The sequence below is a fragment of the Sulfurimonas sp. genome, from assembly GCF_016744025.1.
Classification (GTDB): domain Bacteria; phylum Campylobacterota; class Campylobacteria; order Campylobacterales; family Sulfurimonadaceae; genus Sulfurimonas.
Map to the genome: position 1 here is coordinate 1 of NZ_JADGFC010000077.1, position 12,106 is coordinate 12,106.

Genomic DNA, 12,106 nt, shown 5'->3' on the forward strand with positions numbered 1-12,106 from the left:
TTCACCAAATGAGTTTGAAAGAAGGTATAATTTAAAGTCTTCAAAAATGTAGGTTTTTACTGGTTTAGTAATTGTCTAGTTTATAGGGGACATTCCAAACCCCTCTTTAGTTAAAATACATATTCAATATAATATCTAGGAAACATAATGAAGATTGAAATAAAAACAGTGAACTATGTAGATGCAAAAGGCTCGGTTGCTATTGTTGAACTATTAGAAGCTTATTCACAAGACCCAATGGGAGGTGCAGAGCCTTTAACTGAGTATGTAAAAGAAAACCTTGCATCTAAGCTATCAAAAATTCCAAACAGCTTTAGTGTAATTTGCTATGTAGAGAATAAACCTGCAGGTCTAATAACATGTTTTGAGAACTTCTCTACATTTAAGTGTAAGCCTCTTATTAGCATACATGACATCATTGTTAGTAGTGAATTTCGTGGACTTGGAATAAGCCAGCAAATGTTATCAAAAGTTGAAGAAGTAGCAAAACAAAGAGATTGCTGTAAGATTACTTTGGAAGTTTTAGAGGGTAATAAAGTAGCTCAAAATGCCTATACAAAGTTTGGATTTGAGTCTTATGAACTTGACCCAGAAATGGGAAAAGCATTGTTTTGGCAAAAAAATCTTTAGAAGAGAATACAAAAGCATTCTCTTCTTGATTGTAAAGTTTTAAATTATACCTACAAGTTTTGCGACAACATAACTAACAGTTAAAGAAGTACCAACGCCTATAATACCAGGAATAATAAAACTGTGATTGATAACAAATCGTCCAATCATAGTAGTTCCAGATCTATCAAAGTTGATAGCTGCAAGGTCACTTGGGTAAGTTGGAAGAATAAAGTAACCATAACAAGAAGCAGCAAAAGCAACTACAAGACCAGGTTCAACTCCAATAGTAAGAGCGATTGGAACCATTGCAGCCAATGTTGCACCTTGAGAGTTAATTAGTTTTGAAACAAGTACAAAAATAATAGCATAAGCCCATGGATATACTTCTAAAACAGCTCCAAGAGTTTCTTTGATTTCACCAAGATGAGCACCAAACATAGTTTTAGTCATCCATGCAACACCAAATACAGCAACAAGAGCAACCATTCCTGATTTAAACACTTCATTATTTGAAACTTCTTTAGCCTTAACACCACCAACGATATAAATAATAGCACCTGCTAAAAGCATAAACATTTGAATAACAAGAACCATAGACAGAGGCTTGTTGTTGATAAGTGGTCTAAGTTCTGGTATTGCACCCAAAATAGCTACTACAGCGATAGCACCTAAGAAAATCCACATTGAAGCCCATTGTTTAGTTGGTAATTTAACACCTTGAAGAGTTTTACCTTCTCCATAAACATATTTTTTCATCTCCGGATCTTTTACTAGCTCTTGAAAGTCTGCATCATCTTTAAGGTCTTTACCTCTATACATACTCCAAATACCCATAACTAAAACACCAGTTAATGTACCAGGAATAGTAATTGAAAGAAGTCCTATTAAATCAACTTCTTGACCATTTAACATAATATGACCTGAAAGCATTGCGATTAAAGAAACAACAGCAACAGAAACAGGAGAGATGATAATACCCATTTGAGCAGCTACTGTACTCGCAGCCAATGGACGTTCTGGTCTTATCCCTGTTTTAATAGAGATATCATAAATGATTGGTAACATTGTATAAACTACGTGTCCTGTACCACAAAGGAATGTTAATGTAGTAGTAGAAAGCGGTGCCAAAATTGTAATATATTTTGGATGTTTTCTTAAAAGCTTTTCTGCAACTTGAAGCATACAGTCTAATCCACCTGACGCTTGCAGAGTAGAACCAGCAACAATAACAGATAACATAACTAGCATAACTTTGATTGGAGGGTTTCCTGGTGCTAAACCAAAACCAAAAACTAAAATAACAACACCAAGTCCACCAAATAGACCTAAGGCTATACCACCCTTTCTCGCAGCATAAAACAACACTCCCAAGATAACAAACAATTGAAGATAAAATTCCATCTTATTTTCCTTATAGATAATTTCATATTGAACAATTATATAATGGATGAAAGGATAAAAATGGGACTTTATTGCTAAAATTATAAAAAAATCAATATAAAGTAAAAATATGAGATTAGTTTTATTATTTCTGTTTTTTTGTTCACTTGTCTACGCGAATGAGCAAAAAGAGGTACTTCTTTTACATTCATACAACAAAGGCCTAAAGTGGAGTGATGGCATCTCACAAGGAGTTAGTGATGTTTTCTTAAAGCATCCAGAGTATGAACTCACTACAGAATATATGGATAGCAAAAAAATAGATTCTAAAAAGTACTTCAATAGTTTATTTAATCTCTATAAACAAAAATTCTCTAAAAGAAAATATAAGGTAATCATTGCGGCTGATAACTATGCTTATGAATTTGCCTTATCTTATCATGATCTTTTATTTCATGATATTCCTATTGTATTTACTGGTGTTGAGAACTTTGACAAAAATCATATTCCAGATTATTCAAAAAAATATATTACTGGTGTAGTAGAGTACAAAAAAGTAAAAGAGAATTTAGATCTTATTAAAAGAGTTATTCCTCAAATAAAGACTATTTATATTATTAGTGATAATTCTTTTTCATCTTTAAAAATCAAACAACAGATACTTAGTACTGCTAAAGAGTTTAAAAATGAATTTAAAATTATTTATGACAATGAGATTGATTTAAATACTATTGGCACTAAACTAAATCAACTTCCAAAAAACAGTGCCATATTATTTACTAGTTTGTACAAAGATAAGTTTGGCAAATACATACCCTATAACAAGTTAAGAGAGTTATTCAAATCTTCTAAGTTTCCTGTATTTGCAGTTAATAAAATTCACCTAGGAGAAGGTGTTATTGGAGGGTTAGTTATAACTCCTTATGAGCAAGGGCTTTATGCTGCTAAAAAAGTATTTCAAATTATTTATGGAGAAATTCCTCATCAAATTAAGATTAGTACTCCAATGGCAAAATATTATTTTGATTACAATACTATGAAAAAATTTAATATTTTTTCATTTGATCTTCCTCATGACGCAATTATTATAAATAAACCAGAAACTTTTTTCCAAAGAAATAGACAGATAGTGGATAGTGCTTTTTTAATGTTACCGATTTTTATACTTCTAATAATCATTTTAATAATAAATGTATTTAAGCAGATTAAACTAGAGGGCAAGTTAATAGAACAGACAAAACTTGATAACGTTCTTTTAAATAATATGAAAAGCTCTATTTTTTGGAAAAGTAAGGATGATATTTTACTAGGATGTAATAACTCCTTATGTGAACTTTTAAATCTAAGTAAAGATGAAATAATTGGAAAACATATAAAAGAGATAATGCCTCAACTTTGTAAAACCGAAGATTCAAATAAAAACTTTGTAGATAAAATTGAAACTAAACTCTATAAATATGAAAAAAATCAAATTGACGTTTTAATTAGAAGAAAACAATACTTGAACAAAAGAGATGAAGAAGCTGGTGTTGTTACTGTTATAACAGATGTTACTGACATTAAAAGATTGCAACTGCAAAGTAAAAAAGATGAACAGTTTATAGTCCAACGCTCAAAATTATCTGAGATTGGTGAGATGATGACTTCAGTTGCACACCAATGGAAATCACCTCTTGTAGAAATCTCAACTATTGCTCAAGAGATTCTATATAAAAAAAGAAAAAAAGGTGATATTAGTGAGGATGACACCAAAGAGTTTGTAAATGACATCATGACTCAAATTCAGTATATGACAAAAACTATTGATGATTTTAGAGCTTTTATAAAACCATCAAAAACTCAGGCACTATTTAATATCAATGATGCCATCGAAGACCTTTTATGTATCATTGAACACAATATGAAATACAACTATATAAATATAGAAGTCTCATATGCTCATAATGACTCTTTCATGATAGATGGTTATGCAAATGAGTTTAAACAATCTATTTTAAATATAATTAACAATGCAAGAGATAGTATAATCGACAAAAGAAAAACAGTAGACTTCCAAGCAAAAATATCTATAAATGTATACACTAAAGGCTTAAACACTTGTATAAATATTATAGATAATGGTTTAGGGATAAAAGAAAATAAACTATCTTCTTTTTTTGAACCTTTTCTTTCTAGTAAAGACAATGGTGATGGCTTTGGACTGTATATGGCAAAACTCATTATAGAAGATAAAATGAACGGTAGTATTAAAGCTATAAAACAAGAAAATAGTGTAAGTATCTTAATTTGCATTAAAAATAAAGATAAAGACTAAACTATGAAAATATTAGTATTAGAAGACAACATAAGACTAGCAAACTTGATAAAAGAAGCCTTAGAGCAAAAAAATTATCATGTAGATTTATTTTATGATGGTAAAGAAGCACTAAGTGTTATTGATAATGGTTATGATTGTTTTATCATAGAAATAAATGTTCCTGGGATTGATGGACTTAGTTATCTTAGAGAAATTAGAATTATGAACAACTCAATTCCTTCTATAATCATAAGTGCAAATGTAGACCTTGAGACTATTCAAGATGCATACACTAAAGGTTGTGATGAGTATTTAAAAAAACCATTCTATATGTATGAACTTGAGACAAAGGTTGATAAACTTTGCAAAATAACAAACTCTTTGATAAAGTTACAAAATGATTTCTCCTATAATATATCAACAGAGATACTCTTAGATGCAAGCAAACAAGAGATAAAGTTAGCAAAAAAAGAGATTTTACTTATGAATCTTTTAGCAAAAGGTATTGATAAAATCATAACTTTTGAGCAAATAGAGCAGTATGTTTGGGAAGGTAACTTAACAACAAATGACAACATAAGAGCCCTTGTTAAAAGACTAAGAAGAAAACTACCCACGGAAACTATTGTCTCACAAGGTGGAATGGGTTATAAATTTAATTTTTAAAAAGGCTTAAAAACCTTAATCATACTTTGATATGTGAAAATATAAATTATTTCAAGATATTAAGAAAGCTTCAAAAGGTAAAATATAATTATGGAACTACTAATAGAATTTTTTACAGCCTTGTACGACCTTAGTAATGCAATGGCTATCTTTATCATCTTCGGTCTTGCTTTTGCAGGAGTTATGCATGAACTTGTATCGGAGACGCTTGTTACAAAGCATCTAGGCCGTGAAAGCATTAGCTCTGTCATAAAGTCTACCATCTTTGGCATCCCTCTTCCTGTATGCTCATGTGGTGTTATTCCCCTAGCAACTAGTATCAAAAAAAGTGGTGCTTCAAAGGGAGCAACTCTTTCATTCCTTATCTCTACACCTATAACTGGTGTGGACTCAATTTTAGCTACTTATGGAATGTTTGGCTGGATTTTCACACTCTACAGAGTTATGACTTCTATGGTTATCGCTATGATTGCCGGAATTCTTACAAATATATATGACAAAGAAATCATCCCAGATGAAGTAGAAGAAAAAAGTGATAGTTGCTGTTGCTCAAGTACTTGTTCGAGTGAGACAGAGGTAAAGAAAAAATTCTCTTTAAAAAAAGCGATTGAGTATGCCTTTGTAACTCTTCTAGGAGACATTGCAAAAGCTCTTTTTTGGGGTCTTATTATAGGAGCGCTTATTACTATTGCTATTCCTCAAAACCTTAGTGATATTCTAGTAGAGTATTCATGGCTCTCTTACATAATCGCAATTGCAATTGCAGTGCCTATGTATGTTTGTGCTACTGCATCTTTACCTATTGCTGCTGGGCTTATGCTTAGTGGAGTTAGTGCTGGAGCTGCTTTTGTATTTTTAAGTGCTGGTCCTGCTACAAACACAGTAACTATTGGTGTAGTTAAGAAGATGCTAGGGACTAAGTCTCTTTACATCTATCTAGGAACTATTATCTTTGGAAGTGTTATCTTTGGTCTTGGGCTTGATTTTGTGTTTGATATAAACTCTATAGATGCCAAGTCTCTGATTCATATGCAAGAACATGCTGGTCTTTTAGAGATAGCTAGTAGTGTAATTTTATGGATAATGATGCTATTTTTTATACTCAAACCATACTTTAAAAAGATATAGTAAAAGAGTTAAACCCATCTTCATAATGATGGGAAAGTTTAAACTTATGTTTATCCAAAATTCTTTTTACTAGACTAAGCCCTAGACCATAACCTGATTGGTTTCTTGAGTTATCACCCTGAGTAAAAGCTTCGCAGTAAAACTCTAATGCTTTATCTAACTTTTCACCTCTGCTTTTTACCACTATTGAGCCATATTTTGCAACTATATAAATAGGCTTTTGCAGACTATATTTCAGTCCATTGTCTATGAGGTTCTTAAGCGCAATAGATAAGTATCTCAGGTCTGCATCTATATCAAAATCTGATTTTATTTTCACATCTATAAGGGTCTCATCTTCTATAAAGAGTTTTGATAGTGACTCGGCTATTAGAGTCTCGCAAGAAAACTTTTGTATCTCAAGAGTGTATTGATTTGCATTTAATTTCTCTAAGTCTAAAAGCTCACTTGTCATCTCATCTATCTCTCGTAGTGCTCTTTTTAGTATGCTTTTGTATTTTGAGTCCTCTATCATCTCAGCAGCAAATTTAGACTTAGATATAGGTGTTTTCAACTCATGTCCAATATCTCGAAGAAGAGTCTCTCTTGAAGTAATCAACTCCTCTATATTTGTAGCCATTGAGTTAAAAGTTGTAGCAACTTCTCCTATCTCATCCTTAGAACTATTCTTGATTCTTAAACTGTGGTCTCCCTCTCCAAAACTCATGATGCTTTTTGAGATTTCTCTTAGTGGGTATATCATCTTTAGTATTATCAAAAACAGAATGATTAAGATAGTTATATCCGCCAAAATCATATAGTTTAAGAGCTCTTTTTTTGCAAAGTTCTCATCTTGGGAAATATCTATCACTAAGATATCATCATCTAGATACTTCATATATAGCAAATATTTATCATCTTCATGTTTTAAAATATTGATAAGGGAGAGTCCTGTTTCATAGTTGTATATAACTTGTGAAGATTTAAAATAGTGCTCTTTATCTTCTATAGTTTTAAACTTCAATTCTAGAAGTTTTTTATCTAAGGCTGTTTTATTATTATTGGATAGATATGTAAAGAGTTCATCTGAGACTTGGATGTACTTCTCTTTTAAGAGTGATTCTATTGTATTTTGAGTTAGCTTATTTGTCTCATTTGATACCACTATCATTAGAGAGAAACTTATTAAAAAGAGTATTAAAACTTTAGAAAAAATCGACATTTATCAACCTATAAATTTATATCCTATACCCCAGACAGACTTAATATATTTAGGGTCTTTTGAGTCATCACCTATCTTTTGTCTTATGTTACTTATATGCATATCTATGGCTCTGTCTTTTGTGTTGTACTCTATGCCTGTCACGCTGTTTGATATAGACTCTCTTGAGAAAACTTTATCTCTGTTTTGCAAAAATAGATGCAAGATATCGTACTCAATCTTTGTTAAATCTAGCAAATAATTTTCTAGTTTTATCTCGTGTTTATCTGCATCTATCTCAAAATCACCAATAGTTTTAGCATTACTTGTTGATCTTCTTAAAAGTGCATTTATTCGGATAACTAGCTCTCTTGGCTCATAAGGTTTTGCCAAATAATCATCAGCTCCCAAGTCAAAGCCTAAGATTTTATCACTTAGTTCACCTCTGGCTGATGAAATGATGATAGGCAGAGATGAAAGCTCTCTAATTCTTTTACACACATCAAAGCCATCCATTTGAGGCAACATCAAATCAAGTACAACAAGTGCATATTCATTACTATTTTTTTCAAGATTTTCTAACGCATCTAAGGGTTTGTCAAATGCAACTACTTCAAAGTCATAGTTTTTCAGATAATCACCTATAAGTATCTGCATGTCCAAATCATCTTCAATAAGTAAAATTCTCTGCATCATTGCACTTCCCAATCATCAAAATAATGTATAAACTTTTTTCTTTGCTTTTGGCTTAAAATAGAGTGTATTTTCTCTAATAGTTTGTTTTCTATTTCATGTGCCGCTGCATCTAATTTTTGGTTAAATATATTTAGCTCTTTAATGTCTAGAACTTCTTTTATAAATATCTTTTCTCTTTGCTCTTGTATCTCTTCTTTATACTCTCTAAACTCTTTAAGAGAGTGCCTGAACTCTTTTAAAATATGTTTTATTTTTTTCTTTTGTGTTTTTGAGAAGTCTAGATGCGAAAGTTCTTTATTTATATGACGTTCATTACGATGCTTATCAGAGTCCGCATATAGGCTTGTAATAAGTAGTAATAATATAAAATATTTCATAATTTCTATCCTTGGGGTATTTTAATATCTTTATCATTTAATAAACCTTGCTCAATATTTTTATGACAAGCCTTACAATTTGATATATTGCCTATTTTTTTAGCTTCAAAGATACTTTTATCTATATCTTTATGTCTCCTCTTCCAATATCTCGTCTCGGTGATAGCCAAAGTAACATTGGCATCTATACTCTTTAAAATTTTAAATGCTGATTCTTTAGTAGAATTCTCACTAGAGTTTTTTACCAGATATTCTTTTATAGATTTAATGTCTTTTGCATCTAATGAAGCGTCATCTCCAAAATGATTTTGCAAATTATCCATCATTGTTATCCAAGATTTTTTAGGAAGCAGGTGTGGAGGGTAGAGAGTGTGACAGCTTATGCACTCATCGTAGAACACTCTGTGCTCTACTTTGTAGTCAATCGCTCTGTTGTTATCCGCTATTAAAATATTTGATGGATTGCTCAAAAGATAGAGTAAAAAAAATACTGGCAAAGCTATCCATAAAAGACCAAATATTTTTTGAAGTAGTGTTAGTTCTAAACTCTTTTTATCACCCTTTTTATATCCATCTATCATCGAGCCTACAGCATCTGATTTATGTAAAACCTTATCTAAGACAACTCCTGCGATATGCATAAATATGACAGCCATAAAAGCATTTGCAAATAACTCATGAATATCTTCAAACAAATCCATATCTTTAAAGAGTGAGATATTTAAAAAAGACAAAAGACCCATTCCCTCTTGTGTACCATAAACAATCACTCCACTTACAACTGAGGCTAATCCTAAAATCATCATAGCTATTACAGCCCAAGATGAGGCTGGGTTGTGACCTAGATATTCTTTTTTATCTCCAAATATATTAAACATATACTCTATTAAATCTTTTAGATTAAAATTAAAATCTTTAAATTTGGAGTATCTAACATCCATAAAACCCCAGATGATTCTAAAGACAAAAAGCAAACCTACCGTGTAACCAACTATCGCATGGTAACTAAGCAGACTTTCAAATTCTACAATTACAAAAACTACTCCAACAGCAACAACAAGTAGTAAATGGAAGAGTCTTGTAAATAGACTCCACACATAGATTTTAGTCATGATGCCATTGACCATAGTTTGGAATTTTTATATCTCTTTCGCTATATATACCTTTATCTGCTGTTGTATGACAAGACATGCAGTTCGCTAAAGAACCAACCTCTTTTTGTGTGATTAGATTTTCACGAATCTTTCTATGTTTTTTTACAAAATACGGTGTTTTAGTAACTGCTATTGGCGTTTCATTTTTTGATATAAAACTTATCTGTAACCGGAACGACACCTCTTTTTTCGCCAAAGCCTAAAAACCCCGCATATAAACTTCCTCCAATGAGTAGTGACAATAGTATTAATTTCTTCATTATTTATCCTTTTTTTATCATGTAAGTGATTACATCACCTTTTTCTAAAGCTGTTCCTTCTCTCTTATAAACATCATTAAAGTTTCTTCTTAACCATTTTTTCACATCTTTTATATCTGTAAATCTCTGAGTATTTGCCGATGGAGAAAGTGGCTCAATTACCTTATTTGTATGCTTATTCATCCCTTTATTTGATAGGGTATCGGTATGACAAGAAACACAAGAGATCAGTTTGCCTTTTTTACCTATTGCCTCAGTTGTGAAAATCTCCTCACCTCGTGCATAATCAAACTCTTTAAAGTTTGGATTTTGTTTTTTAGCTTCTACTTTTAGAGTGTTCATAAACTCTTGCATCTGAGTATTTAACTCTTTTGCCTGAATTAGTGAAACCGCTACTAGTGAAGCAAGTAGTAATTTAATCATCTTGAACTCCTATTAACTCTTTAGATATTCAAATTATAAAAGAAGAGTGTCAAGATTACTTTGACTTTATTTTTACAATTTCTTTACAATTGAGTTTGCTATAATTGCATTATGAATAACAATCCAATCACATTAAGAACTATATTTAAACTTATCTTGCAGAAAAAACCTGCTCTTATTTACGGACAGATTATTACTCTTCTTGCCATTATTGTAAGTGTTCCCATTCCGCTTATGTTACCAATGATGGTAGATGAAATTCTTTTAGACAAGCCCGCTCGCTTTGTAAGTAGTATAAACTTCTTTGTTGGTGAGACAACTGCCTTTTACTATATAGCTATAGTAGCTGTAGTGGTTATTTCATTAAGATTTATCTACTACTCTCTTGGTGTAATCATTAGTAAAATCTTTACAAAAATATCTAAGCACGTTACTTTTATGATTCGCAAACGCCTTATCGATCATTTAAAAATAGCATCTATGAACGAGTATGAAACTCTTGGTTCAGGAGCAATTACTGCAAATCTTGTTACTGATGTCAATACTCTAGATGCTTTCATCATCACAAGTGTAAGTAAGTTTGTATCTTCTATATTAACTCTTCTTGCTGTTGGCATCGTAATGGTTTTAATCAATCCTATTTTAGGAATATTGATTTTAGTTATTCAGCCTTTGATTATGCTAATGAGCAAAAAGATGGCAAAAATCGTTGGTAATTTGAAAAAAGATGAAAACGATGCAATAGAAAAGTTTCAAGATAATATTGGTGAGACATTAGACCTTTACGGGCAGATAAAAGCTTCCAACAAAGAAGAGTACTTTTTTACTGAGGCTATAACTCATGCTAAAAAAGTTCAAACAACATCAAATGCCTATGGATATAAAAGTGTAGCATTTGAAAAACTATCTTACACTCTCTTTTTAAGTATGTTTGAAATCATTCGTGGTTCAGGACTTATACTTGTTGCTTATAGCGACTTAACTATAGGTATGATGTTTGCAATGTTTGGATATATTTGGTTTATTATGACTCCTGTTCAGGACATTCTATCTATGCAGTATAGTTATGCATCTGCTATGAGTGCAATAAAAAGAATAAATAAAATCCTCACTTTAAAGACTGAAAAAAGCGGAGATAAAAAGATAGAATCTGATAAGTTAGAAATATCTTTAAATGATTTAGACTTTTCATATGCAAATGAAAAACCTATTCTTAAAAATATCTCTTTTAACATTCAAGCAGGATGTAAGATAGCACTTATTGGAGCTAGTGGAAGTGGTAAAACAACTCTTGCTCAAGTTATCTCAGGTTTTTATGCAAAAAACAGTGGTTCTTTAAAATACAATGGAATTGACATAGAAGAGATAGATAAAAGCTCACTAAGACAGAGAATATTTTTAGTACTTCAGATGCCAATACTCTTTAACTCTACACTAAGATTTAACATCACTATGGGCGATGAGAACATAAGTGATGAAAAGATTTATAAAGCTCTCGAAATTGCTCAACTAACAGATATGATAGAAGAGATGCCAGAAAAACTAGACACAATAGTAGGTCGTCACGGTATCAGACTCTCAGGTGGTCAAAGGCAAAGACTAAGTATTGCAAGGATGATTATCGCCCAGCCAAGCGTAGTTATCTTCGATGAGTCTACATCAGCACTTGATGTTCACACTGAGGCAAAACTACAAACAACTATTGCACCTCTTTTAAAAGACAAAACTGTCATCACTATCGCTCACAGACTAAGCACTGTTAAAAATGCTGACCTTATCTACGTTTTAAATGGTGGTAAAATTGTTCAACAAGGAACTCATAAAGAATTAGAAGCCGAAGAAGGACATTATATGGAATTTGTTAAGAAGCAGTTGTTATAGTAGAAGGATATATATTAGCTGCTTATGAAATGGGAAGTATAGATGCTAAGAAC

Annotated in this window: 12 protein-coding genes; 5 read left to right on the forward strand and 7 right to left on the reverse strand. The window is 31.5% G+C overall.

Translation table 11 applies throughout. The features are described 5' to 3' along the window. Positions 1-147 precede the first annotated feature (147 nt). Entirely contained in the window at positions 148-630 is a 483-nt protein-coding gene (locus QZZ48_RS10640; protein WP_294965467.1) for a GNAT family N-acetyltransferase, read from the forward strand. Between the two features lie 39 nt (positions 631-669). On the opposite strand, the gene QZZ48_RS10645 is transcribed toward QZZ48_RS10640, so the two are convergent. Further along, on the reverse strand, positions 670-2,013 hold the full coding sequence (locus QZZ48_RS10645; RefSeq protein WP_294965471.1) for an anaerobic C4-dicarboxylate transporter: 1,344 nt from the start codon (positions 2,011-2,013) through the stop codon (positions 670-672). Positions 2,014-2,122: 109 nt separating this feature from the next. Here QZZ48_RS10645 and QZZ48_RS10650 point away from each other — a divergent pair, with 109 nt between their 5' ends. The 3 genes from QZZ48_RS10650 to QZZ48_RS10660 all read left to right on the forward strand — a co-directional run bounded on the left by QZZ48_RS10650 (position 2,123) and on the right by QZZ48_RS10660 (position 6,082). Next, complete coding sequence (locus QZZ48_RS10650) at positions 2,123-4,306, forward strand: ABC transporter substrate binding protein (RefSeq protein WP_294965474.1); 2,184 nt, start codon at positions 2,123-2,125, stop codon at positions 4,304-4,306. A 3-nt stretch (positions 4,307-4,309) separates the two neighbouring features. Continuing rightward, positions 4,310-4,954, forward strand: a complete 645-nt coding sequence (locus QZZ48_RS10655; protein WP_294965476.1) for a response regulator transcription factor — start codon at positions 4,310-4,312, stop codon at positions 4,952-4,954. Positions 4,955-5,044: 90 nt separating this feature from the next. Beyond that, a complete protein-coding gene (locus QZZ48_RS10660) occupies positions 5,045-6,082 on the forward strand; it encodes an SO_0444 family Cu/Zn efflux transporter (protein ID WP_294965478.1) in 1,038 nt (345 codons plus the stop codon). On the opposite strand, the gene QZZ48_RS10665 is transcribed toward QZZ48_RS10660, so the two are convergent. The 6 genes from QZZ48_RS10665 to QZZ48_RS10690 form a co-directional block, all read right to left on the reverse strand. After that, positions 6,069-7,283, reverse strand: a complete 1,215-nt coding sequence (locus QZZ48_RS10665; protein ID WP_294965480.1) for an ArsS family sensor histidine kinase — start codon at positions 7,281-7,283, stop codon at positions 6,069-6,071. The two genes, QZZ48_RS10660 and QZZ48_RS10665, sit on opposite strands and share 14 nt — an antisense overlap. 3 nt (positions 7,284-7,286) lie before the next feature. Then, complete coding sequence (locus tag QZZ48_RS10670) at positions 7,287-7,958, reverse strand: response regulator transcription factor (protein WP_294965483.1); 672 nt, start codon at positions 7,956-7,958, stop codon at positions 7,287-7,289. Continuing rightward, positions 7,955-8,335 carry a hypothetical protein gene (locus QZZ48_RS10675; RefSeq protein WP_294965486.1) on the reverse strand — a complete coding sequence of 127 codons (381 nt, stop codon included), beginning with the start codon at positions 8,333-8,335 and terminating at the stop codon, positions 7,955-7,957. Before QZZ48_RS10675 ends, QZZ48_RS10670 begins: the two co-directional genes overlap by 4 nt. A gap of 5 nt (positions 8,336-8,340) precedes the next feature. Beyond that, positions 8,341-9,447: a cytochrome b/b6 domain-containing protein gene (locus QZZ48_RS10680; RefSeq protein WP_294965489.1), complete on the reverse strand. Its 1,107-nt coding sequence runs from the start codon at positions 9,445-9,447 to the stop codon at positions 8,341-8,343. Next, entirely contained in the window at positions 9,440-9,685 is a 246-nt protein-coding gene (locus tag QZZ48_RS10685; RefSeq protein WP_294965492.1) for a hypothetical protein, read from the reverse strand. Before QZZ48_RS10685 ends, QZZ48_RS10680 begins: the two co-directional genes overlap by 8 nt. 67 nt (positions 9,686-9,752) lie before the next feature. Continuing rightward, positions 9,753-10,172, reverse strand: a complete 420-nt coding sequence (locus QZZ48_RS10690) for a DUF1924 domain-containing protein (RefSeq protein ID WP_294965495.1) — start codon at positions 10,170-10,172, stop codon at positions 9,753-9,755. A gap of 111 nt (positions 10,173-10,283) precedes the next feature. On the opposite strand from QZZ48_RS10690, the gene QZZ48_RS10695 reads away from it, so the two are divergent. Further along, positions 10,284-12,053 (forward strand): ABC transporter ATP-binding protein, encoded by a 1,770-nt coding sequence (locus tag QZZ48_RS10695; protein ID WP_294965497.1) that lies wholly within the window; start codon positions 10,284-10,286, stop codon positions 12,051-12,053. Positions 12,054-12,106 lie beyond the last annotated feature (53 nt).

What these genes read in the sequence shown, in the direction of transcription:
- QZZ48_RS10640 (WP_294965467.1), top strand. Translation starts at nt 148, where the DNA reads ATGAAGATTGAAATAAAAACAGTGAACTATGTAGATGCAAAAGGCTCG.
- QZZ48_RS10645 (WP_294965471.1), bottom strand. Translation starts at nt 2,013, where the DNA reads ATGGAATTTTATCTTCAATTGTTTGTTATCTTGGGAGTGTTGTTTTAT.
- QZZ48_RS10650 (WP_294965474.1), top strand. Translation starts at nt 2,123, where the DNA reads ATGAGATTAGTTTTATTATTTCTGTTTTTTTGTTCACTTGTCTACGCG.
- QZZ48_RS10655 (WP_294965476.1), top strand. Translation starts at nt 4,310, where the DNA reads ATGAAAATATTAGTATTAGAAGACAACATAAGACTAGCAAACTTGATA.
- QZZ48_RS10660 (WP_294965478.1), top strand. Translation starts at nt 5,045, where the DNA reads ATGGAACTACTAATAGAATTTTTTACAGCCTTGTACGACCTTAGTAAT.
- QZZ48_RS10665 (WP_294965480.1), bottom strand. Translation starts at nt 7,283, where the DNA reads ATGTCGATTTTTTCTAAAGTTTTAATACTCTTTTTAATAAGTTTCTCT.
- QZZ48_RS10670 (WP_294965483.1), bottom strand. Translation starts at nt 7,958, where the DNA reads ATGATGCAGAGAATTTTACTTATTGAAGATGATTTGGACATGCAGATA.
- QZZ48_RS10675 (WP_294965486.1), bottom strand. Translation starts at nt 8,335, where the DNA reads ATGAAATATTTTATATTATTACTACTTATTACAAGCCTATATGCGGAC.
- QZZ48_RS10680 (WP_294965489.1), bottom strand. Translation starts at nt 9,447, where the DNA reads ATGACTAAAATCTATGTGTGGAGTCTATTTACAAGACTCTTCCATTTA.
- QZZ48_RS10690 (WP_294965495.1), bottom strand. Translation starts at nt 10,172, where the DNA reads ATGATTAAATTACTACTTGCTTCACTAGTAGCGGTTTCACTAATTCAG.
- QZZ48_RS10695 (WP_294965497.1), top strand. Translation starts at nt 10,284, where the DNA reads ATGAATAACAATCCAATCACATTAAGAACTATATTTAAACTTATCTTG.